This window comes from Clostridioides sp. ES-W-0018-02 (genome assembly GCF_020658175.1).
Lineage (GTDB): Bacteria > Bacillota > Clostridia > Peptostreptococcales > Peptostreptococcaceae > Clostridioides.
This window is the reverse complement of sequence record NZ_JACVVY010000001.1, coordinates 774,353-797,843: the sequence shown is the minus strand read 5'-3', so window position 1 is coordinate 797,843 and position 23,491 is coordinate 774,353. Positions and strand designations below refer to the sequence as shown.

At 25.9% G+C, this 23,491-nt stretch carries 20 protein-coding genes; 17 read left to right on the top strand and 3 right to left on the bottom strand.

Annotated features, from left to right (window positions below; all coding sequences use genetic code 11):
- The first annotated feature begins 225 nt into the window (after nucleotides 1–225).
- The 7 genes from IC219_RS03685 to IC219_RS03655 all read left to right on the top strand — a co-directional run bounded on the left by IC219_RS03685 (nucleotide 226) and on the right by IC219_RS03655 (nucleotide 9,457).
- Entirely contained in the window at nucleotides 226–1,110 is an 885-nt protein-coding gene (locus IC219_RS03685) for a hypothetical protein (RefSeq protein WP_227830630.1), read from the top strand.
- 94 nt (nucleotides 1,111–1,204) lie between these two features.
- Complete coding sequence (pgmB, locus tag IC219_RS03680) at nucleotides 1,205–1,885, top strand: beta-phosphoglucomutase (RefSeq protein WP_227434848.1); 681 nt, start codon at nucleotides 1,205–1,207, stop codon at nucleotides 1,883–1,885.
- Nucleotides 1,882–4,179: a glycoside hydrolase family 65 protein gene (locus IC219_RS03675; protein WP_227830629.1), complete on the top strand. Its 2,298-nt coding sequence runs from the start codon at nucleotides 1,882–1,884 to the stop codon at nucleotides 4,177–4,179. Before pgmB ends, IC219_RS03675 begins: the two co-directional genes overlap by 4 nt.
- 217 nt (nucleotides 4,180–4,396) lie before the next feature.
- Nucleotides 4,397–5,290 carry a glucosaminidase domain-containing protein gene (locus tag IC219_RS03670; protein WP_227830628.1) on the top strand — a complete coding sequence of 298 codons (894 nt, stop codon included), beginning with the start codon at nucleotides 4,397–4,399 and terminating at the stop codon, nucleotides 5,288–5,290.
- Between the two features lie 47 nt (nucleotides 5,291–5,337).
- Entirely contained in the window at nucleotides 5,338–7,638 is a 2,301-nt protein-coding gene (locus tag IC219_RS03665) for a glycoside hydrolase (RefSeq protein ID WP_227830627.1), read from the top strand.
- Nucleotides 7,639–8,031: 393 nt separating this feature from the next.
- Entirely contained in the window at nucleotides 8,032–8,760 is a 729-nt protein-coding gene (locus IC219_RS03660; RefSeq protein ID WP_227830626.1) for an ATP-binding cassette domain-containing protein, read from the top strand.
- Complete coding sequence (locus IC219_RS03655) at nucleotides 8,753–9,457, top strand: ABC transporter permease (RefSeq protein ID WP_227830625.1); 705 nt, start codon at nucleotides 8,753–8,755, stop codon at nucleotides 9,455–9,457. Before IC219_RS03660 ends, IC219_RS03655 begins: the two co-directional genes overlap by 8 nt.
- A 156-nt stretch (nucleotides 9,458–9,613) precedes the next feature.
- On the opposite strand, the gene IC219_RS03650 is transcribed toward IC219_RS03655, so the two are convergent.
- Complete coding sequence (locus IC219_RS03650; protein ID WP_227830624.1) at nucleotides 9,614–10,870, bottom strand: MFS transporter; 1,257 nt, start codon at nucleotides 10,868–10,870, stop codon at nucleotides 9,614–9,616.
- A gap of 258 nt (nucleotides 10,871–11,128) precedes the next feature.
- Between IC219_RS03650 and IC219_RS03645 the strand changes: the two genes are divergently transcribed.
- The 8 genes from IC219_RS03645 to IC219_RS03610 all read left to right on the top strand — a co-directional run bounded on the left by IC219_RS03645 (nucleotide 11,129) and on the right by IC219_RS03610 (nucleotide 17,733).
- Nucleotides 11,129–11,626, top strand: coding sequence for an SPOCS domain-containing protein (locus IC219_RS03645; protein ID WP_227434841.1), 498 nt, complete (start codon nucleotides 11,129–11,131; stop codon nucleotides 11,624–11,626).
- A 27-nt stretch (nucleotides 11,627–11,653) separates the two neighbouring features.
- Nucleotides 11,654–12,667 carry a DUF11 domain-containing protein gene (locus tag IC219_RS03640; protein ID WP_227830623.1) on the top strand — a complete coding sequence of 338 codons (1,014 nt, stop codon included), beginning with the start codon at nucleotides 11,654–11,656 and terminating at the stop codon, nucleotides 12,665–12,667.
- A 632-nt stretch (nucleotides 12,668–13,299) separates the two neighbouring features.
- Nucleotides 13,300–13,842: an N-acetylmuramoyl-L-alanine amidase gene (locus IC219_RS03635; protein ID WP_227434839.1), complete on the top strand. Its 543-nt coding sequence runs from the start codon at nucleotides 13,300–13,302 to the stop codon at nucleotides 13,840–13,842.
- 343 nt (nucleotides 13,843–14,185) lie between these two features.
- A complete protein-coding gene (locus IC219_RS03630) occupies nucleotides 14,186–15,679 on the top strand; it encodes a DEAD/DEAH box helicase (protein WP_227830622.1) in 1,494 nt (497 codons plus the stop codon).
- Nucleotides 15,680–15,808: 129 nt separating this feature from the next.
- On the top strand, nucleotides 15,809–16,048 hold the full coding sequence (locus IC219_RS03625; protein ID WP_227482516.1) for a hypothetical protein: 240 nt from the start codon (nucleotides 15,809–15,811) through the stop codon (nucleotides 16,046–16,048).
- Between the two features lie 84 nt (nucleotides 16,049–16,132).
- Nucleotides 16,133–16,297: a hypothetical protein gene (locus tag IC219_RS03620; protein WP_227434836.1), complete on the top strand. Its 165-nt coding sequence runs from the start codon at nucleotides 16,133–16,135 to the stop codon at nucleotides 16,295–16,297.
- Nucleotides 16,298–16,442: 145 nt separating this feature from the next.
- Complete coding sequence (locus IC219_RS03615) at nucleotides 16,443–17,207, top strand: alpha/beta fold hydrolase (RefSeq protein WP_227434835.1); 765 nt, start codon at nucleotides 16,443–16,445, stop codon at nucleotides 17,205–17,207.
- 82 nt (nucleotides 17,208–17,289) lie between these two features.
- Nucleotides 17,290–17,733 (top strand): VOC family protein, encoded by a 444-nt coding sequence (locus tag IC219_RS03610; protein WP_227824032.1) that lies wholly within the window; start codon nucleotides 17,290–17,292, stop codon nucleotides 17,731–17,733.
- A 308-nt stretch (nucleotides 17,734–18,041) separates the two neighbouring features.
- Here the strand turns inward: IC219_RS03610 and IC219_RS03605 are convergent, their stop codons facing one another.
- Nucleotides 18,042–18,899 (bottom strand): LysR family transcriptional regulator, encoded by an 858-nt coding sequence (locus IC219_RS03605; RefSeq protein WP_227830621.1) that lies wholly within the window; start codon nucleotides 18,897–18,899, stop codon nucleotides 18,042–18,044.
- Between the two features lie 113 nt (nucleotides 18,900–19,012).
- Here IC219_RS03605 and IC219_RS03600 point away from each other — a divergent pair, with 113 nt between their 5' ends.
- Both IC219_RS03600 and IC219_RS03595 read left to right on the top strand, forming a co-directional pair.
- The gene (locus IC219_RS03600; protein ID WP_227824030.1) at nucleotides 19,013–19,585 is read left to right on the top strand and encodes a chromate transporter; all 573 of its coding nucleotides are present in this window, start codon (nucleotides 19,013–19,015) and stop codon (nucleotides 19,583–19,585) included.
- Complete coding sequence (locus IC219_RS03595; protein ID WP_227830620.1) at nucleotides 19,582–20,142, top strand: chromate transporter; 561 nt, start codon at nucleotides 19,582–19,584, stop codon at nucleotides 20,140–20,142. The genes IC219_RS03600 and IC219_RS03595 overlap by 4 nt, the downstream gene beginning before the upstream one ends.
- 148 nt (nucleotides 20,143–20,290) lie before the next feature.
- Here IC219_RS03595 and IC219_RS03590 read toward each other — a convergent pair whose 3' ends face one another.
- Nucleotides 20,291–23,479, bottom strand: a complete 3,189-nt coding sequence (locus IC219_RS03590; protein WP_227482521.1) for a DEAD/DEAH box helicase — start codon at nucleotides 23,477–23,479, stop codon at nucleotides 20,291–20,293.
- Nucleotides 23,480–23,491 lie beyond the last annotated feature (12 nt).

The following is a 23,491-nucleotide window of genomic DNA, read 5'->3' as shown; positions in this document are numbered from 1 at the left end:
TATAACCATGTGTTTGTTAGATTATACTATAACTTTTTATATTATTTAAACAAAGTATCATTAATTATAATAAGTGAGTTCAGTATAATTTTATATACAAATTATTTGCAGTAAAACTTGTTAAGTAAAGTTTTTATTTGAATAAAAATTAATATTGAAATTTTTAATTATTTTGTAGTTAAGTAAAGATGTATAATTACTGAATAAGTAGAGGGAAGGGAAAACATGAATGACTATGAAGAATATATAGTTACAGTAAAATCTAGTATCGTGAATCTAATTTTAGGTTTAATATTTTTATCAATTGGGATTGTATTAATTGTATTTTGTGTATATATTAAACAGTACTATATATTATTAATTACTCTTGTACTTACAATATATGGATTAATTTCAATTCTCAAATATACAAGAAAGTATATTATTTTTGATTTATATAATATTAAAGTTCGTAAATGTATAGGGAGTGAAAAAGAGTATTCATATAATGATATTACTAGAATTTCAATAAATAATAAGAAACAGGAATGTCCAGTTAATATATATGTGGATAATAATAAAATTGCAACTTTTTTTGTATCGGATAAAAGTTATATGTCTGCTATAGCGGAAATGAAGCGAAGAGAGTTACCATTTGATGATAAAAGTATAGACTATATATCAGATATGCCACTTTGGATTCCAATTCCATCTAGTGAGATTAAAAAATTTTGCAATGAAGCTTCAAGAAAACTTGAAAAACAGGTTAAAGAGGATTTGTGTAAAATAGAAAAGGAGTTTGGAAAAGATATATCCTTTTCTTTTGGTATAGATGTTGAAGAAAAAACATTTGTATGTGTATTTTTAGTATGTATTATGAAAAATGGCAACTATACAAAAGTTATAAAAAAATACAGAGGAAAAAAAGCATGGGCTATGTTTCCTGTATATATAGTGGGTCCACAACTATATAAGAAAGAGATTGAAGATGGCAAATTTATTTGTAATATAAATTATTTAAATGCTTTTTCTGGAAAGATGTGGTCAAATTTTTCTAAAATGATAAAAAAATATGGTGTGCAAGAGAGTGAAATAGAAGTTGATTTTGAATTAAAGAGTGAATTGGATTAAATAGTTCTATAGAGAATATCTTAAATATAAGGTATAGACACAAAATAAATTAATTATTAGTCTAAAAAATCCTTATAGAGAAAGGGGTACAAGAATGCTAGAAGCATTTATATTTGATTTAGATGGAGTGATTACAGACACAGCATATTATCATTATTTAGCTTGGAAAAAACTAGCTGATGACATTGGCATAGATATAGATATAGAATTTAATGAGTCTTTAAAGGGTATAAGTAGAATGGAGTCATTAAATAAAATATTAGAATATGGATATAAAAAAGATTTATTTTCAGAAGAAGAAAAAATGAAAATGGCAGAAGACAAAAATAACTATTATGTATCTTTAATAAACAAAATAACTTCAAATGATATTTTGCCAGGTATAAAAAATTTACTTGATGATATAAAATCTAATGATGTAAAGATAGGGTTGTCTTCTGCAAGCAAGAATGCTACAAATGTATTAAAACATCTAGGCATAAGTGATAAGTTTGATTTTATAGCAGATGCGTCAAAATGTAGGAACACCAAACCATATCCAGATATATTTCTTATGTCAGCAAAGGGACTTGGTGTAAATCCTAAAAATTGTATAGGAATAGAAGATGCAAGTGCAGGTATTGATGCTATAAACTCAGCCAATATGTTTTCTGTTGGAGTTGGAGATTATAAAAATCTAAAAAAAGCAAATTTACTTGTAAATTCAACAAGTCAGTTAAATTTTAAGTATATATTAAGTGAGTATAATAAGTATATAGTTAGGAGCATTATATGAAATGTTTGTTTGATAATATAAATGAGTGGAAAGTTATACAAGACAAGATTGAAATTAAAGAAAATAGATTAGCAGAGTCTATAATGAGTATAGGCAATGGTTATATGGGTATGAGAGGAAACTATGAGGAAAGATATAGTGGAGATAGCCATAGAGGTTCTTATATAGCTGGAGTATGGTTTCCTGATAAAACTCGTGTTGGATGGTGGAAAAATGGATACCCAGAATACTTTGGTAAAATTCCTAACTCAGTTAACTATATAGGGATAAGAATTTTCATAGATGGGGTAGAGTTAGACCTTGAAAAATGTAATGTTGAAAATTTTTATAGAGAATTAGATATGAAAAATGGTATTTTAAAGCGTAAATTTACTGTGAATATTAATGGTAAAAAATTTGAAGCTAATATAACAAGATTTTTAAGCGTATCAGTTAAGGAATTAGCTGTAATAAAGTATGATATAAAAGCTTTGAATTCTAGTGCTAAAATAAAATTTATTCCATACTTAGATTCAAATATAAAAAACGAAGATTCAAATTACGAAGAAGAATTTTGGAATGCAGTTTCTTCAAGTTCCTCAGAATATAGAGGAAATATACTTTCACGTACAAAAGAAAATACATTTAAGACACCCATATTTACAGTAGGTGCAACGATGCATATTAAAACAAGAGGTAAAGTAGATGATATATCTTATTTAAGTACTGATAATTACTGTGAAAATTCAATAACAATGGATGTTTTAGAAAACGAAACTATTGGAATAGAAAAATATGTAACAATAACTTCCACTAGAGATTATAGTGAAAATGAGTTATTAAAGAAATGTGATGATATCTTAAATATAGAAATATCTAAAGAGTATGAAGAAATTTTAAATGAACATACAAAATTGTGGAATAAAAGATGGGAAAGTGCAGATATAAAGATAGAAGGAGATAAGAGTAGTCAACAAGGTATAAGATATAATCTATTTCAATTATTCTCGACTTATTATGGAGAAGATTCAAGATTAAATATAGGGCCAAAAGGTTTTACTGGTGAAAAATATGGAGGTGCTACTTATTGGGATACAGAAGCATATTGTCTTCCAGTCTATTTAGGTGTAGCAGATAAGAGTGTAGCAAGAAATCTTTTAGTATATAGATACAATCAGCTAAAGCAAGCAAAAGATAATGCCAAAAAACTTGGACTTAAGGGAGCACTATATCCAATGGTTACTTTCGATGGAGTGGAATGTCATAATGAATGGGAGATAACATTTGAAGAGATTCATCGCAATGGAAGTATAGTATATGCAATATATAATTATACAAATTATACAGGTGATTTTGGATATATAAAAGAAAAGGGCATAGATGTAATAGTAGAAGTAGCTAGATTTTGGGCTAGTAGAGTACATTTATCTACAAGAAAAGATTTATATATGATACATGGAGTTACAGGTCCAAATGAATATGAGAACAATATCAATAATAATTGGTATACTAATTATATAGCTAAGTGGTGCTTAGAATATGCTGTAGAAAATGTCTTAAAGTTAAAAAAAGAGTACAGCGAATGTGTTGAAAGAAATAATGTAAGTTTAGAGGAAATTGAAATTTGGAGAATAATATCAAATAAAATGTATTTGCCATATGATGAAGACTTACAAATAATAGTTCAAAATGATAATTTTTTAGATAAGGAATTTATAGAGGTAAAGGATTTGCCAAAAGAGAATCTTCCTCTTAATCAAAAATGGTCTTGGGATAAGATTCTTAGGTCATGTTTTATAAAACAAGCAGATGTGTTGCAAGGAATTTATTATTTTGGAAACAGGTTTACTAAAGAAGAGAAAAAGAGAAACTTTGATTTTTATGAAAAATATACTGTACATGAGTCTTCTTTATCTTCTAGTGTTTATTCTATTATTGCTTCTGAAGTAGATGACTTAAAAAAAGCTTATGAATTATACTCAAGAACAGCTAGGCTTGATTTAGATAATTATAATAATGATACTAATGATGGTCTTCATATAACTTCAATGTCTGGCTCATGGCTTTCTATTATACATGGATTTGCAGGGATGAGAACATGGAATGAAACACTATCTTTTGAGCCTAAGTTACCTCAAGAATGGAATAATTATTCTTTCAATATAAATTATAGAGATAATAATATCCATGTTGATGTATATAGTAATTTAATTAAGATAGAAAATTTAAAGGGAAAACCAATAAAAATTATTGTATATGGAGAAGAGTATGTATTAGAAAAATCTATAGAAATTAATAGAAGTAAATTGAAATAATGTCTTAGTGTGTAAATAGTTAAAATAAATTTATCTAATTTTAAATTTATTTTAACTATTTTTTATTTAATGCAAACCTATATATTATAACAATAATCGTGCTTTAAATTAAATATATTACATAAATCTTCATAAAATCTTCATAATTTCGTAAAGAATATGTAACAAAAGTAGGGTATATTGTATTCTGTAGAGAATATAAGGGAGGAAATAATTTATGAAGAATAAGAAGTTCATTATAGCAATACTGATAATAATAGTTGGAATAGGTGTGTTAGTAAAAGAATATTCAATTAAAGAGATAAATAAGGCTGATATAGATGTTAGTAAGTATATAGAATATGCTGATTTAGCAAGTGAAAATAATGCACAAGTTAATTGGAAGTATGTGGCTTCTATCATTGCTGTATTAAATAAAAATAAGTTAGAAAAAGTTAATGATTCACAAATAAAAGAAGTATCAGATTTATTTGTTAAAGATTTTTCTAAAAATAATAAAGTAGAAAATTTAAGTAATGTTTTAGATGAGTTGAAATTTAATAATAAACAAAAAAGATTGGTTAATGATTATATAGAGGACCTTAAAGATTATGGAATAAAGCCAGAAAGATTAAAATCTGATACACAATATATGAAATTTATTAATGAGATTGAAACATCTGCTATACAAAACTATAAAAATTATAAAATATTGCCATCTATAACCATTGCACAAGCAATAATTGAGTCTAGTTGGGGTAAATCAAGTTTAGCAAAAGAGTATAATAACTTATTTGGTATAAAGGCTGATGCCTATTGGAAAGGAAAATCAGTTACTTTAGAAACAAAAGAACATTTAGATACAATTATAGATGATAAATTTAGAATATATGATGATAAAAGTGAATCTATAAAAGACCATGCAGAATTTTTAGCTACAAATAAAAGATATAAAGCCAATGGTGTATTTGATGCAAAAACATATATCTATCAAGCTAAAGCATTAGAAAAAGCAGGTTATAGCACTGCAAAAGATGAAAGTGGAAGTAACATATATGCAGAACGTCTAATAGAATTAATTCAACAATATAATCTTCAATTAATAGATAGTGAAATTCAAAGTAAATTGTAACTTTGGTGTAACATAAGGGTGATATATTTATCGAGGAGGTGGATTTTATGAAAAAAATATTCTCGGTATTTACAAGTTGTATGATTATTGCAACTACTATCACTGGATGTAGTAGTAGTGAGGTTATTAATGACACATCATCTATGTATAATGTCAAAAATCTGGACTTTAATTTTGAAGTAAAACCAGAAACTTTTGAGGTATCAGTAGAATCTAATGGTTTAAAGGAAAAGATATCTGAACCATTAAAAGAAAGGAAAGTATCAAATTTTAAAAAGACGAAGACAGAGACATCATGGACATATCCTGATGAAGATATAGACATAAATATAAAAAAAGAGGAAAGCTATTTAGATGTAGATATTAAATCTAATTCAGAAAAAGAAGCTAGTTTTAATTGGCCAAGAATTGAAGGCGAAAGTTATGTGTTACCACTTTATGAAGGTAAATTTATACCAAGTGATGATAAATACTGGAAAGAGCATTTAAATGAATCAGCTTACAATGTCATAGAATCCTTTTCGATGCAGTTTTTTGCAGTAAATAAGACAAAGTATTCTGTGCTTTATATTATTGAAAATGAATTTAATAATGAGATTAAATTTAATTCTAAAGATAAAATTAATTTTACATTTACACATGAATATCCAAGTATAAATAAAAATAAAGAGTATGGATTTAAAATATATTTGACTGATAAAAATATTACAGATGTGGCAAAAACCTATAAAAATTATATAGTTGATAAAGGTGAGTTTAAAACATTAGAAGAAAAATCTAAGGATAATAAAAACATTGAAAAGCTTTATGGAGCTCCTCAGATTTATTTTGCAGACAAATCTATAATAACAGTAGGTGATATTAAATGGGACAAATTAAAGGAAAATTTATCAGATGATTTAATTAATTGGATGAAAGAACTCCTAAGTAAAAAACCTGATAATAGTGAATTTATAACTGTACTTAATCAAATAAAAACCCAAGATTATATAGATAAATATCAAAAAAATCAAATAGTTCAAGCCTTTAATCAAGTTATGCAACTAAATACTTTTTATAATAGTAAGGTTTTTGATAGTAATGATAAAGAAATAAAAAAAGTACTAGATAAAGGAATATCTAAATTAAATAGAGTAGAACTTATAGAGTTTAACAAAAAGTTATTAAAGTCAAAATTGGGGAATAGTGTGAATAAAATTGATACATGGGCAAGATATAATACAATTGATGTAATTAATGATATGAATAAATCTGGTATTGATAATGCTTGGATAGGGTTTGATGATATGGAAGAAGGTTATGTATCACCAGAAATAGTCAAAAGAGCTAATGATTTAGGTTATCTTGTAGGACCATATGATTCATATCATTCTATACACAAGCCAGGGGAAGAAAAATGGAGTACAGCATCATTTAAAGATAAGTCACTATATGAAAATGCTACTATAGAAAATAAAAAAGGTGAAAAAGAATCTGGATTTCAAGGAGAAGGAAGACAACTAAATCCTACATTATCTTTACCAAGTGTAAAAGAGAGAGTAAAAAGTATATTGAATGAGGGGTATGAATTTAATTCTTGGTTTATAGACTGTGATGCTACAGGAGAAATTTTTGATGATTATTCTCCAAATCATATAACAACACAGTCACAAGATTTAAAAGCTAGACTTGAAAGAATGTCATATATAAGAGATAATGCAAATATGGTTATAGGTTCAGAAGGAGGAAATGACTTTGCAAGTAGCACTATAGCATTTGCACATGGGCTTGAAACACCAGCGTTTGCTTGGGTAGATAAAGATATGAGTAAGAACAAAGAAAGTGAATATTATGTTGGTAGATACTATTCTCCAACAGGAGGAGTGCCAGAAGTCTTTTCAAAGCAGATACCTGTAAAAGAAAAATATAAAAAAATATTTATAGACCCAACTTATTCTTTACCTTTATTTAGATTAGTTTATAATGATTCTGTTGTATCTTCTCATCAATGGCTATGGGGAACTTTCAAAATTAAGGATGAAGTTGGAAGTAGAATGATGAAAGAAGTATTATATAATACACCACCTATGTATTATATAGATAGAACTGAATGGGAAAAACATAAAGGTGAAATAATTTCTCATGATAAAGTATGGTCAGAGTTCAATAAAAAGGCTATTAAAAGAGAAATGACAGACTTTAAGTTTATTTCTGATGATAGATTAGTTCAAATGACTAAATATGGAGATGATTTAAAAGTAGTAGCTAATTTCTCTGAAAAAGATGTTAAATATGAAAATGAAATTGTAAAATCAAATTCTTTGGTAATATATGATAATAATAAGAAAATTATGTATAAACCAGAATAATAGATTTAATGAAAATAAATTCTATCAAACTCACATATAAAATAATATTTAATTAAACTATACAAAATGGTGACTATAATTAATTTTAATAATTAAGATAGTCACTATTTTTATATCATTTTTAATATTGAAAGCTTTACTTCAGTAATATTAAATATCCTAATTATTCTAATATATGTCATACTCATTGTGCCTCTTAATAAATATAAGTTTTATTTTTATTTTAGACAATATATTGACTTTTTGTATTTGAAATAGTATTCTTAGATAAGACACTATATTGTCTAATTGAAGTAATATTATTTTATGAATTATGAATGAATCAAATTTGAAAGATTTAATAAACACTAAAAATAAATACTGGTTCATAGAGAAAGGAAAATATTAAAGAAAATGAATACAATCATTAAAGTTCAAGATTTGGTAAAAGTATTTGATAATCAAGAGGTCATAAAACATTGCAATATAAATGTAGAGAAAGGAAGTATTTATGGATTTTTAGGTGCAAATGGAGCTGGAAAAACTACAGTACTAAAATTGATAGCAGGTTTATTAAAACCAACCACTGGGAATATAATGATTTCTGATATGAATATATCAGAAAATCGTAATAATATTTTAAGAAAAATTGGATGTATTATAGAAACACCAATTTTTTATGAACATTTATCAGCTGAGGAAAATTTAAAGATACATAATGCTTACATGAATTTTTGTGATGCAGATATAAATGCTGTTTTGCAAAAAGTAGGACTCGAAAATACTGGAAAGATACAGGTATGTAAGTTTTCTTTGGGTATGAAGCAAAGGTTGGGGATTGCTCGTGCAATGATACATAATCCAGATATTCTTTTACTTGATGAACCTATCAATGGTCTTGACCCTATGGGAATAAAACAAATGCGTGATTTATTCAGAACACTTGCAAAAGAATATGATATGACACTTATTATTTCAAGTCATATATTAAGTGAAATAGAGTATATAGCTGATACAATAGGCATTATTTCGAATGGAAGTATTTTAAAAGAAATTCCTATGTCTGCAGTAAAACAAGAATTTCCTAATGGCTTGGAAGAGTATTTTTTTGAAATAATGAATGGAGGAAACAACTGTGTATAAACTTATAAAATTAGAACTAAAAAAAAATAATATTCGCCCTTATCTTCATGCCATGGGTATCATTACCTTATGTGTATTAGGATTTTTGTATACATTTGCTATGATTGCTTATACAGGGGGGGATACAGATTCTGCTGAGTTTTCTAATTACCATAATATTTGGGTAATCACTAACGTTCTACAAATGTCAGCTTATGCCATTTTATCAGCTGTATTGTTTTCCACATTTGTTATAAAAGAATATTCTGGAAAAAATGCAATTTTGATTTTTACTTATCCAATAAATAGAAAGACTTTATTGAACTCAAAGATTGTATTGATAGCTACATTATGTTTGAGTTTTATGTTGCTTGGGACGATTATTTCCCTCCTTATATTTATGGTTACAGAAGCTTTTTTTCCTATGATTTCTGATAATTTTACTCTTGGATTGTTTTTTAAGATTATTATTGAAACAATTTTGTGTGCTGTATTCTCTTTATTTATAGGTGTAATTTCTGTTAGCATTGGATTTCGAAAATATTCCATTCAAACAACGATTATAGTCTCTGTTATTCTTGCCTCCTGCACTGCTAACATTATAACAACTATGCTTCACACATATATTCCTTTTATTATTGTCTGGATAGTAGCAGCAGTATTAGCTGGACTTTCATATTTATGGCTTATCTCAAAAGTTGAAGACATAGAAGTATAATTGTATACTTAATAAAGGTAGTTCTAATGAATAAAGCAACAGATAATAATGCGTCATACTTTATTTATCTGTTGCTTTTTAACATTTTGTGGATGATTAAAGTCTGTTTTCCAATCGGTTTGTACATTTAAAAATAATTTTTAATTATTTTATACTTTATGCTTTTGATTCATTCTTATATAGATACTTAGCAAGAATTGAAATTAATAGCATAATTATGAACATACATACTATAGGTATATAGACTGTGGAACTGAAAATTTCAAATAATTTTCCATGCATAATTTGACCAACTGGAGCAACACACTGTGATACAGCGGTAATAGTAGCCATTACTTTACCCAATAATTCATTAGGAGTTTGTTTTTGAACAATAGTTAAAACGAATATAGTAATAATTGTCATAGACATGGCTATAGGTATAACACAAATAAATAACAATATAAAAGATGGATAATATCCTAGTCTAAGCATTAAAGGTGAAATAGAAATAGCCATTGGTATCATCAGAATACTAATTAACATTAACCAGCGATACAGTGTATTCATTTTCATTTTTTTAGCAAACAGACCTATTGAAAGTGCACCTAAAACACTACTAAATTCAATAATTCCTATCCCTATGCCATACATATTATTACTACTATGCATTGTTATACGTAAAATATATTGTATTCCTACAAGTAAGAATGGAGTCAAAAATAAATTTAAAGAAGCAGCTAGAATCATGGCTTTACTAATATAAGATTGTTTTATAACATAAGAAAATCCTTCTTTCATATCACTGACTATTGTTGATACTATGCTTTCATTAACTTTTCTTTTATTAAAAGGTATATGAATAAACATTTCCATTACTGCGGATAGAAAAAATGCAATACAACTTACAATAAGAAGCATCTTAATTCCAATAAGGCCATATAACAAACCCCCAAGTACAGGAGCAAACATACTTGAAAGAGAGCTTATTCCGTTTACAATTCCATTTGCTTGTTCTAAATCTTTTTCATTTGCTATTAAAGGTATGCTTGCTTGCACAGTAGGTTGATACATAGAACTAATAATTGATAATAGTACCATAATAACCCCAATTAATACAATAGAATTATTTAAAGTAGAAAGAAGACAAATAAAAGTAAAAATAATAACTGAACTAATAAAATCAAATATAACCATTAAATTTTTACGATTAAATCTATCAGCTATTGCACCACCAATTGGAGAAAGTAAAAGAGGTATGCTTGATATTGCGTATAAAGTTGCAAATATGTCTGCACGTCCTGTCATATCTAAAATATAAGTGGAAAGTCCAAATCTTAACAACGATGAACCAAGTATAGAGACAATTTGACCAAGTACTATTAAATTAAAATTCTTATTAAAACAACTATTCATTTTATTTAAATCTTGCATTTCTAGAACACCTCACTTTTTAAGACTGACCGTCGGTCTATAAAAATTATAATCAATCACAAATAAAAAGTCAATAGAAATATTTAATTTATAATTTTAAAATTATATTTTTATTTTAAATAAAAGGTATGATATCTATCAAAAATATATCATATCTTATAAATAGCGATATTTCTTTCATACAAAATTAAAAATGGTAATTTGGAATAGTTATAATGAATAGTATTAATATATAGATATAGGGAGATTGATGAAATCATGCATGAAAAAGATAAGGTTATATATAATCTGGAAGAATGTGAGAGTCTAGAAAATACACTTTACTTCTCTCAATTTAATACATATAAAAATTTTAAGCTAGTTTCTAAAAAATCTGGAGTAAATTTATTAGATACATCTATTTGTGGCATGAATATCCACGATATAAAATTGATTGATACAATAGAATGTATGTCGTTAGAGGATGAGCAGATGACTGGTAAAAAGTTAATTTTAGTTGGCGATATAAATACTAACATAAGGTTAGAAAATATAAATAATGCTAAAAGAAATAGGAATTTTACAAAGAAAAATATACTTGAATTAAAAATACCTTTTAGTACATTTATACAAATGCCTAGAGGAATAAAAAATAACGATAAAATTAATTTAAAGTATATTATACAAGATATAACATCATCCATTTTAGATGACAATAATTTATTTATAAGTGTAACTACAATTATAAGTTATGACAATAATTTTAAAATAAGATAATATTTAAATTATAGAAAGGTGGGTGCAATGAGAGGTATCAATGAATATGGGGGAGATTTTAGTTATAAGTTATTATCTAGAAGCCCTATAATAACAAAAACTACTTTTAGTAATATTGTTTCAAATGATATGAGTGGAAATATTTTAGAGGTAGAAAAATATGTTGATAAAGAATGTGCATCTGTATTTGATATTTTAACATATACTATTGTTGTTACAAATATGAGTAATCGCAAAACTGGGAATATATTTTTTAAAGATTATATTTCTAAGTACATAAAATTTATAAATAATACTGTAGAAGTTAATGGTATCAGAAAGGGTGGATTAAATCCACAACAAGGTTTTTACATAGGTAAAATAAATACAAATTGTAAAAAAATAATATCTTTTAAAAGTATAGTATTAGCAAATTCAGCATGTAGGGTTATAGAAAACCACGCTAATATATATTATTATTATAAGTATGATATGGAAAAATTTCCAATGAAAATATCAATAGAAAGTAATCGTGTTTATACAAGTATTAAAAAAGCTGTATTTAAACAATTAAATATAAGCAATACTTTAAAAGCACCTAAAAATCTAAAAGATATATTAAAAGTGAATACAAATAGCAAAATACTTAGTATAAAACTTATAAAAAATCCTATAAATAAAGACAAAAATCTAAAACTATGCAATTTAATAATTGTTGGAAGTATAGAGTTTGAAATTAACTATAGTTGTAGAAATTATAGTAGATTTAAATCAGTAAATAAATTAGATAATAGTTATAACATTCAAGAAGATAAGGACTATAGAAGTAATATAAAAATGGCTAATGAAAATATAGAAAATTACAAAAATCAAATTAATATTACTCCTAGCAAAGTTAAAAAAGTTACTAAAACCTTTGGTTTCTCTTGCTTTATTTGTTCACCTGTTGGAATAGTTTATGAAGATGTAAAAAGTATAAATATAAAAACTGAACATATATCAATAAATGAACTGAATAATGGTGAATTATTCATAAATACATCGCTTTTATTATACTATTAATTGGTTGTACATAAAATTTAAAATTACTAAAACAATTATATGGTTTAATGTATACAAATATTATTATAGATTAGATATAAGGTGATAATTATTGTTAAAATAGCATCAATTATAAAAAATCAGTTAATCAAGTATTTATGACTTATAAATTGATTATAAAGCCTTAACAATAAGCTATTATCAAATAATTTATTATAATATTATAATGACAAGTATATAGTTTAAGAATAAAAGTGTTAGAAAAGTTAGAGATAAGAAATTTGTGATTCTTGAGGAAATTTTAGCTTGCAATATATCTGTAATAAATATAGAAATATAAATTTAATAACCACAGTATTCTTAGGAATACACCAAATAATTCAATGTTTGTAACATATACTGTTAGATAATGTGTTGAACTATAATACTTATACTGGATTTACAGTAGTTATTATGAAATAGAGTTAAATAATAATTGTAATAAATAAAATTAAGCATCTAGATTTATGCTAAAATAAGACAAATATGTTAAAAAAATGATAAGTTATGAGAACTTTTGCCATCTTCAATTAATATATTATTACTAGTAATAGCTTTAAAATCATATTACTATTATACAAATTTTAGCTTTAAAAGAAGGTGACAAAAAGTAAATGAAAATATGCATAACAGTAGGTCATAGTATACTAAAAGGTGGAAAAAGTACAGGTGTAAATGCAATAGTTGATGAGTATAGTTATAATAAAAAATTAGCTCCTATGTTAGCAGAGATGCTCATAAGTCAAGGTAATACAGTAGATGTAATAATTTGTCCAGAAAGACATTTTGTAGCAGAAAAAGAAGAGTTTTTTTATAGAGTTCCAAAAGTAAATAGTGGCAAATATGATTTACTAGTAGAGCTACATTTAAATAAAAGTGATGGAAAAAGCTTTGGTGCAGAAGTACTTTATTATGGTAATGAAGGATTAGAATATGCTAAAAGAGTATCTAATAAACTTGGAGAATTATTTGAAAATAGAGGAGCTAAAAAAAGAGAAAATTTATATATCTTGAGAAACACGAATCCAGTTGCAATACAAATTGAAAGTTTTTTCTGTGATAATGTGGATGATTGCAATAAAGCCAATGAAGCAGGTTATGACTATATAGCACGATTAATTACAGAAGGTATTTTGAATAAAGATATAGGTATGTGAGATTATGGTAATTTAGGTATTGATTAATACCTTTTAATCTTAGATATAAATTGAAAAATTGTCTAGGAATATAAATTAAACCTAAGAAGTATACTAATTCAGTTTATTTAAATCAATTTAATTATCTAAAAAAAATACCCCTTGAAAATATTGACTTATCAATGTTAATAAGGGGTATTTTTTTAGATTTTATTTTGATTTAAGGACTAGTTCATAATTTTTTCTGCTAAAATCTATATATAATGATAAAAAGTATAAAAATATCGGTGTCTTACATTATAATAATATAATGGAGAAAAATATAATTGATAAGATAAAAATAAACATAATAAGGTGGTAATATATGAAATATACATTCGAAAGTTTTAAATTGGATAAAAAGATACTTAAGTCATTAAAAAATTTAGAATATAATGTACCTTCTAAGGTACAAATAGAAGTTATTCCAGAATTGTTAAATAGTAAAAATATAGCAGTAAAATCAAAAACAGGAAGTGGGAAAACAGCAAGTTTTGCAATACCTATATGTGAAAATATTGATATAGAATACAATAATATTCAAGCACTTATAGTAGTACCAACGAGAGAATTAGCGCTACAGGTAAAAGATGAGATATCAAGTATAGGAAGGTTAAAGAAGGTAAGATGTAGTGCTATATTTGGTAGACAATCTATAAAAGAACAAGTAGCTGAGTTAAAGCAAAGGGTTCATGTCGTTGTAGCTACTCCGGGTAGAATAATTGACCATATAAATAGAGGCACTATTAATTTAGAAAAAATAAAGTATTTAATAATAGATGAAGCTGATAAAATGTTTAATAAAGGTTTTCTTGAACAAATGGAAACAATATTAACAAATATACCTAAAGAGAGAACATTAGGTCTTTTTTCAGCTACAATAGGTGAAGAGATAAAATATATATGTGAAAAATATATGCCAGATTACAGCATTATAAATGTAGAAGGAAATGAAAGTAACACTAATGAAGGATTAAGACAAATAGATGATAAAATAATCAAGTCAAAGGAAAGAAATAAGTATGTAGTTTTAAAAGAATTAATATACAGCGAAAATCCAAGGAGTGTAATAATATTTTGTAATACTAAAGAAAAAGTATCTAAACTATATAATAAAATGAGTAAGGAAGGTTTTTTGGTAAGAGAGTTACATGCAGATTTATCACAAGAAAAAAGAATATTTGTGATTAAGGATTTTAAAAATATAAAGTTTAATGTATTAGTTAGTAGTGATGTAGCATCTAGAGGAATACATATTGATGATATTTCTTTAGTCATAAACTATGATGTGCCACAAGATAAGGAAAACTATATACATAGGATAGGTAGGACTGGTAGAAAAGGAAATAGTGGAAAAGCTATCACTATAGTAGATGAAAAAGATGAGAAATATATAGATAATATAGAAACATATGTAGGATATAAAATAAATGAGTTAACTAATATAGAACAAAGTAGTATTATTAAGGGTAAAGTTTTGTTTGAAGAATATTCAAAAGAAATTTTGAAAGAAGTATCGAAAAGAAAAAAAATTGCTAAAAATTCAAACAAAAGTAGAGATATAAAATCAAATCTAGAAAATGAAGTAGTTAAATTATATTTAAATGCTGGCAAAAAGAAGAAGATAAGGGTCTTAGATATAGTTGGAGCATTTAGTAATATAAAAGGTATTACTAATGATGATATAGGTGTAATCGAAGTTCAAGATTTATGTTCATATATAGATATATTAAATTACAAGGGAGACTTGATATTGAAAAGATATAAAGAGATTCCTATAAAGAAAAAAATGGTTAAGGTAAAAAGAGATATACAATAATTCAATTATCATTATTAGTTAATTATTATAATAAATTGCATTGGTTTTGTATTTTCTAAGTATAATGAGATTATAAAGGCTAGATAAAATAAAATTAGAAGAAAAAAGAATTTGATTAAGAGGTACTATATGAAATATTTTGGAAATGGGTTAAGTGAAGTACACAAAGAATTAAATAAAATCATACGTAAAGAAGAAAAAATAGAACAGGTAAAAACACTATTTTTAGAAATTCATTCAAAATTACATCTCTCAGAAATATCAAATACAGAAAAAAATGAAGTGGACAAACTTATTAATGACTTAAACAGAAATGAATATGCTATTGTGCCAACAAGTAAAGATGAAACTATTGCATGGGTTTTGTGACATATCTCAAGGATTTAAGATTTAACAGTAAATGTACTAGTTGCCCAAAAAGAACAAATTTTTAATGAACAATGGAAAGAGAGATTGAATATTTTTATTACAGATACAGGAAATGCTCTCTCTGATGATGAAATTATGAATTTAAGTAAAAGTATCAATACTAATGAATTGCTTTGCTATCGAAATGAAGTTGCAAATGGAAAGAACATTTTCGTACAAAAAAGAAACTTTACAGAAGTTAGATTATAATAACTTAAGTAAACAACAAATCAACTAAGGTATTATTGATTTTGGTTATACTCTAAGTTATACTATTTTTAAGTGTCTATGACAATAGTCATTTTAAATGTAAATCATAAACATATATTTATAGAAATATTAAAGGGGGAAACATATGGCATACTTTAAATATAATAACAAACAGTGTTACTATAATGAAATTGGAGATGGTACACCATTACTTTTTTTACATGGAAATACAGCCTCATCTAAGATGTTTGATGATATAATCGATTTTTATAAAGATGAATATAAAATAATATTAATTGATTTTGTTGGTCATGGCAAATCTCAAATGGTTGATAAGTTTTCTGTCGATTTATGGTTTGATGAGGCTATGCAAGTTATATGTTTTTTAGAAAAGATGAACTATAAAAAAGTAAATATAATTGGCAGTAGTGGAGGAGCTCTTGTTGCATTAAATGTTGCACTTGAAAGACCCGATTTAGTGAATAAGGTAATTGCAGATAGTTTTGAAGGAGAAGCTCCTCTAGAGTCCTTTGTGCAAAATGTGAAATTAGAGCGTGAAGCATCAAAGCAAGATGATGATGCAAAAGCTTTTTATATTTACAATCAAGGCGAAAATTGGGAGCAAGTAGTAGATAATGATACAGAAGCTATTTTTGAACATTATAAAACTATAGGTAAATTTTTTCATAAGCCTCTAGAAACTATGCAACCAGATGTACTTTTAACAGGAAGTAAAGAAGATGAATTTGTATCTTTAGTAGCTCATGATTTCTTTGAAAATACTTTTTCATCACTTCTTGAAAAAATTAAAAATGGAAAAATGCATCTGTTTAATAAAGGTGGACATCCAGCTATTTTATCAAATGGATTAATTTTTTCAAATGTAGCAAAGAAATTTTTAAAAGAATAATTTAATGATATAATTTGAGCATGGAATAGAGTGTGTTATGGAAATAAAGAATACTTTATATTTTATAAAGGCGTTGGAATATATGAGATACGTACATACAAATATAATAGCAAGAGACTGGGAAAAGCTGTCTGAATTTTATAAAGATGTATTTGAATGCAGAAAAGTACCACCACAAAGAAACCTAAAAGGTGAATGGTTGGATAGATTGACAGGGATAAAAGATGCTCATATTGAAGGTGTGCACTTAGCTTTACCTGGATATGATGATTGTTTACCAACATTAGAAATATTTTCATATAATTTATATGGTGAAGTGCTTCAAAAAAATATAAATAATTATGGTTTTTCACACATCGCATTTGAAATTGAAAATGTTGAAGAAACCCTAAATAAAATAAAAAGTGCAGGTGGAGGTCAAGTTGGAGAAATTGTTAAAACAAAATATCCTAATGGACAAGTTGCTACATTTGTATATGCAACAGATATAGAGGGAAATATTATTGAATTACAGAGCTGGGATTAAATAATAACACAAACAAATTTTTATTTATATTACAAAAAATTTAAAAAGGGTGTTATTAAAATATGTAATTAGACATATCTATTATGTATTGATAATACTTTTTTAATAAATTGGTCATCCTGCAATTTTATCAAATGGTCTTGCTTTCTTAAAAATAGCTAAAGGTTTTCTTAAGAAGTAATTTAAAAAGTTTTTGTATATAATAATGAATAACAAACAATGGAAGAGAGACTTATAAAAAATAACAAACATTGTTTAAAAAGGATACTTGAGTATCTCATAGAATTTATCAAGTATCCTTTTAAATGCTAAATTAATTTACATAGTTTTTCTAATGAGGCAGATTTATACTTATTTTTATTTATTACTACAGTAATATCATTAAAAAGTTTAAAATCAGGAATAAATATCTGTATAAGGTTTCCTTTTTCTATTTCTTGCTCAACTAGAATTTTAGGAAGAATTGAAACACCTAAACTATTTTTAGTAGCTTCTATTAGGGATTGTGAATCTACACTTTCCCAGCTTGCATGTACTTTGTAACCTTGCAAGGTTACAGCTGATTCAAAAGTTTCACGTACAGCACTTCCTCTTTCTCGTAATAGTAAATCCATACCCAATAGTTGAGATAAACTTAACTCGGCAGTATTGCAATAGCTTGGTGAAGATACAATGCATAATTCATAAGAAGAAAATTTTCTGATTTCTAATGCGCCTTGTATGATTTTCCCTTCAATAAAAGCTATATCAACCTTTCCTTGTTTCAATAATTTTAATGCTTTTAATGCACTATGAACTTCAACATTAATCTTAGTATTTGGAGATATTTCTTGAAATCTCCTTATTAATTGAGGCAGCCATATTTGAGCAAACGTAATACAAGACGCAATATGTATGGGCGTTTCACACTCTAAGTTTTTAATCCTTGATTCAACATTTTCTAAATTTTCAAGTATTGGCAAAATTTCTTGTAAAAGAAGTTCTCCTGTTTTTGTTAATTTAACACTTTTATGTAATCGCTCAAATAATTTGGTTTCAGCCTCATTCTCAAGCTCTCTTATTGCATGGGAAACTGCTGATTGTGTAATAAATAGATTATTTGCAGCTTTAGTGAAATTTTCTACTCTTGCAACTTCTCTAAAAATAATGCAATGTTTAAAATTCATAATTAGACTCCTTTACTCATGAATTAAATTCATGTCTGCAACAATATTTTATCATTTTACAAATAGCATTACAACATTTATAATATGTCCATGTGCACATAGAAAGGAATATTATGAGAAAAAATATTAAATTGTATTTATGGCTTTGCTATATAAATTTATTTATAAGTGCCTTTACTTTTGGTGGTGGATACGTTGTTGTTCCTATGATAAAAAAGTACTATGTTATGGATAAAAAAATATTTAGTGAATCAGAGCTTATGGAAATGGCTACAATTGCTCAATCTTCACCTGGAGCAATTGCAATCAACTTAAGCATTTTAGCAGGTAAAAGAACAGCTGGATTTATAGGAGTAATTATCAGTTGTATTTGTTCAATTATACCTCCTATAGTAATTTTAGGACTTGTTTCAAGGTGGTATGTTGCGTTTTCTTCAAATATTTATATAATTGCAATCTTAAAAGGTATGCAGGCATGCGTTGCTGCATTGATTGTAGATTTGACTATAGATATGTATAAAATGATTCTTAATGAAAAATCAATGTTATTAAATCTATTAGTACCATTTTCATTTATTGCTTGTACTTTCCTTAAAATTAATGTAATACTCGTATTACTTTTAAGTTGTTTGATTTGTTTATTTGCTATATATATTCAACTTCGAAAAAAGGGGGAGAGTATATGATTATAAATTTATTCTTTACGTTTTTGAAAATAGGAATGTTTAGTATAGGTGGTGGTTATGCTATTATTCCAATTATACAGGAACAGGTAGTTTTTAAGCAAGGATGGATAACACAAAAGGTTTTTACTGATATTATTACAATTTCTCAAATGACTCCAGGTCCATTAGCTGTTAATACTTCTACTTTTGTTGGTATGCAAGTGGCAGGAATTGAGGGTGCTATATCAGCAACAGTTGGTTGTATAATATCAGGAATAATTATTTCTATGTTTTTATATGGATTTTTTAAAAAATATAAGAATTCGAAATTTGTTTTTGAAATTTTAAATGGACTGAAAGCATCCTCTTTAGGATTAATCATCTCAGCAGGATTTACAATTATATTGTTGACATTTTTTGGTTCTTCAAATTATTATACTACCAATATTTTCAAAAATATAGATATTATAGCTGTTATTTTATTTTGTTGTTCATTGTACTGTTTACGAAAATATAAGATTGGACCTATACTTATGATGGTGTTATCTGGATTGTTTGGATTAATTGTATATTTATAAAGAAGGTTAATATATAAGCAAAGAAAGATTTATATATAACTTGCAAAGCTTAAGATATTATGGAGTTTCCTATATTTTAGGAAACTCCTGTTTATCAATTACAAATAACATAGTAGTATTTTATTTTTACTTACTATATATCTTACCTTCAATTAAACAAGTCCATTATCTCACTATCAGATAAACTTCTTAATACACCTTCGTTAGAAAGCTCTCCATTTATAAATTGATTTATAAGCTCTTTTTTATTTTCTTGTAATTTTATTATCTTTTCTTCTATAGTGCCTTTAGCAATTAACTTTATAACTTGTACTACATTTTTTTGACCGAATCTATGAGCTCTGTCACTAGCTTGATTTTCTACTGATGGATTCCACCATGGGTCAAAGTGAATTACAATATCAGCAGTTGTAAGATTTAATCCTGTACCACCTGCCTTTAAAGATATTAAAAAAACTTTTTTGTCAGTACTATTATTAAATTTATCTACAAGTTCAAGCCTTTCTTTAGCATTAGTTTTACCATCTATATAGTGATATGCAATTTTACACTTATCAAGTTCCTTGCCTATATTTTTAAGGACAGATGTAAATTGTGAAAATAATAATATCTTGTGATTTTCATTTATACTATCTCTAAGTATTTCTAGACATGTTTCTATTTTTGAACTTTTTTTATTATAATCTTTTACCACTATACTTGGGTCTAAACAAAGCTGTCTTAGTTTAGTTAAATAAGAGAAAATAACTATTTTATCTTTCTTAAGATTTTTATCTTTCATTTTATCTTGTATATCTTTTGCATACACACTATATATTTTTTTCTGTTCCTTATTTAATTCAACAAAAAAGTTTTTCTCAATCTTGTCTGGGAGTTCTTTCATTACTTCTTTTTTACTTCTTCTAAGAATAAAAGGCTTTATAAGTCTTTTTAAATTTTCAACATTATCTTCTTTATTTATAAATAACTCTTGAAATTTTCCTCTACTATATAAATATCCAGGCATTATAAAATCAAATATAGACCATAACTCTACTAAATTGTTTTCCATAGGTGTACCAGTAAGTGCAAATTTATTTTTGGCATTTATATTTTTTACAGCTTCTGTTACTAAAGCCACTGGATTTTTAATGTTTTGAGCCTCATCTATTACACAATAATCAAAAATTATTTCATTATATTTTTCTAAGTCATTTCTAAGAGTACCATATGTTGTAAGGACTACATTAAAATCGTTTATTTCTCTAAAGCACTTTTCTCTATCTTTTTTATTTCCATGTATCAATAGAACTTTTATATCTGGAGCAAATTTTTCAAATTCATTTTTCCAATTATAAATAAGTGATGTTGGCGTAACAATAATACTTTTTTTATTGAATACAGATAGTAAAAATGTAATAGTTTGTATTGTTTTTCCAAGACCCATTTCATCAGCTAATATACCACCAAATTTATAAAAATCTAAAACTTTAAACCAATTAAAACCATTTATTTGGTAGTCACGTAGATTTGCTTTTAAATTACTTGGAATTTCTGAATTTATAACATTAAAATTTCTAAATTTAGCACATGTATTTTCTAATTCATTTTTACCAGTTATAAATTTTAAATCTTTACCTTTTATCATTTCATTTATATATAGAGCTTTATTATTATGAATTTTATTATCTTTTGATTTATCAATTACATCCAAATTTTCAACCAGTTCAAAAAAATCTTTAGTTTCTTTTTCTGATAAGTCTATAAAACTTCCATCTTTTAGCTTATAAAAAGTACGTTTTTCTTGGAGAGCTTTTAGAATATCTTTGTACTCTTTTGGATTTATATCAGATATATTAAAATTAAATTCTAGATAATTTTGATTAGTTTGATTAATTGAAGCTTGAATTGATGAAGAATTATATATTTTCTTCAATTTAAACTTTTCAGAATAATAGATATCTCCAAATTCCTTTAAAGATTCTAACTGTAAATCTAAAAATGTAAATAGGTCATAGTCAGTTCCTTTAAATGTATATCTGTTATTTTCTTTTACAAATTGTGAAGAAAGCATTTTATTTTCAATTTTAGCCTCCTTTTGTATATTGGGAAGTATAAATTTTTTACCACCTTCATCATCATAGATATACTTTATGTCGCAACATACATTGCCATCAATTATATCAAAGTAAAACTCTGTTTCAAAATTATTTGCTATATTATTTTTTATGTTTTCATCCAAATAAACTTCTTTGGATATTGACTTTAATTTAGGCACTAATAGCCCTAAAACATCTTTAGAGTCTTCTTTATCAAATTTTAATTCCTTAGATTTTGATAATACTTGATAGATTTTTGAATAATCTCGAGCCTTTTTATGAGACAATAAGTAGATATTATTCTCATATAAAAGTACATCACCTTTTCTACTAAGTGGAACAGGTAGTAAGTCTTTGGAGGATAAGACAATTTTATCTTCTATATTTTTAAAATTAAATTTTATTGGTAAAATATCACTTGATACTTTTGGATGATATTCTTCCTTAGAAAAAATTAGAGTAAAATCCTTGTCCTTAAGAGCATTCAAAAATTGTTTCAGAGAACTCATATTTATTTCCATGAACTTTTTTGAGTATGACGAAGAAAAATTATATGAAAGATTTGTTCCATATTCTTCTATCATATCTATTAACTTCTCATCTTCATCAGCAAAATAATGGATGTTAGGATTATAAATAAATTTTTTTCCAAACTCCAATTCATATCCATTAAGTTTTGAATATGCAAATTCAGTGATATTTTTTAAAACATACATTTTATCGATTCCAATTTTAAACTCAGCAATTGCTTTGTTTGAATCAATGTTTAATAATACATCTAAATTGACTCTTTCTTTTTTAGTATCATTTAAAAAAGAAAGTAGTTGTTTACTTAAGTCCAAGCCGACTTTAGAATCAGTCTTAGAAAGTTTATCTTTATCATCATCTAATATATCTATTAGAACAGGAGGAATGTCATTTTTACTTTTTATTTGCTTTAGGCTTTTTATCACAATAGCAACTAGATGTTTACATATAAAGATGCCTCGATTTGTAATATTTGATTGACAATCAACACAACTACAGTCACTTTCAATTATTTTAAAGTGTTTTATATCTATTGTTATTGAATTAAAATAAAAGCTATAATTATCCTCAGAATTGACTCCACCACGAAATGTTAGCAAGTTATTTTGTAAGTCATCAATATCAATGTCTATATAATCAACTAATTGATTACTATAGTATTTTATACCTCTTGACCATCTTGATGGTTCTGTATTTCTTTTGATTAATTTATATATCATATCTATTTTCATTTTATTCACCTT

Excerpts from the sequence above, each read along its gene's own strand:
- IC219_RS03685 (WP_227830630.1), top strand. The coding sequence starts at position 226 with ATGAATGACTATGAAGAATATATAGTTACAGTAAAATCTAGTATCGTG.
- pgmB (WP_227434848.1), top strand. The coding sequence starts at position 1,205 with ATGCTAGAAGCATTTATATTTGATTTAGATGGAGTGATTACAGACACA.
- IC219_RS03675 (WP_227830629.1), top strand. The coding sequence starts at position 1,882 with ATGAAATGTTTGTTTGATAATATAAATGAGTGGAAAGTTATACAAGAC.
- IC219_RS03670 (WP_227830628.1), top strand. The coding sequence starts at position 4,397 with ATGAAGAATAAGAAGTTCATTATAGCAATACTGATAATAATAGTTGGA.
- IC219_RS03665 (WP_227830627.1), top strand. The coding sequence starts at position 5,338 with ATGAAAAAAATATTCTCGGTATTTACAAGTTGTATGATTATTGCAACT.
- IC219_RS03660 (WP_227830626.1), top strand. The coding sequence starts at position 8,032 with ATGAATACAATCATTAAAGTTCAAGATTTGGTAAAAGTATTTGATAAT.
- IC219_RS03650 (WP_227830624.1), bottom strand. The coding sequence starts at position 10,870 with ATGCAAGATTTAAATAAAATGAATAGTTGTTTTAATAAGAATTTTAAT.
- IC219_RS03645 (WP_227434841.1), top strand. The coding sequence starts at position 11,129 with ATGCATGAAAAAGATAAGGTTATATATAATCTGGAAGAATGTGAGAGT.
- IC219_RS03640 (WP_227830623.1), top strand. The coding sequence starts at position 11,654 with ATGAGAGGTATCAATGAATATGGGGGAGATTTTAGTTATAAGTTATTA.
- IC219_RS03635 (WP_227434839.1), top strand. The coding sequence starts at position 13,300 with ATGAAAATATGCATAACAGTAGGTCATAGTATACTAAAAGGTGGAAAA.
- IC219_RS03630 (WP_227830622.1), top strand. The coding sequence starts at position 14,186 with ATGAAATATACATTCGAAAGTTTTAAATTGGATAAAAAGATACTTAAG.
- IC219_RS03625 (WP_227482516.1), top strand. The coding sequence starts at position 15,809 with ATGAAATATTTTGGAAATGGGTTAAGTGAAGTACACAAAGAATTAAAT.
- IC219_RS03615 (WP_227434835.1), top strand. The coding sequence starts at position 16,443 with ATGGCATACTTTAAATATAATAACAAACAGTGTTACTATAATGAAATT.
- IC219_RS03610 (WP_227824032.1), top strand. The coding sequence starts at position 17,290 with ATGAGATACGTACATACAAATATAATAGCAAGAGACTGGGAAAAGCTG.
- IC219_RS03605 (WP_227830621.1), bottom strand. The coding sequence starts at position 18,899 with ATGAATTTTAAACATTGCATTATTTTTAGAGAAGTTGCAAGAGTAGAA.
- IC219_RS03600 (WP_227824030.1), top strand. The coding sequence starts at position 19,013 with ATGAGAAAAAATATTAAATTGTATTTATGGCTTTGCTATATAAATTTA.
- IC219_RS03595 (WP_227830620.1), top strand. The coding sequence starts at position 19,582 with ATGATTATAAATTTATTCTTTACGTTTTTGAAAATAGGAATGTTTAGT.
- IC219_RS03590 (WP_227482521.1), bottom strand. The coding sequence starts at position 23,479 with ATGAAAATAGATATGATATATAAATTAATCAAAAGAAATACAGAACCA.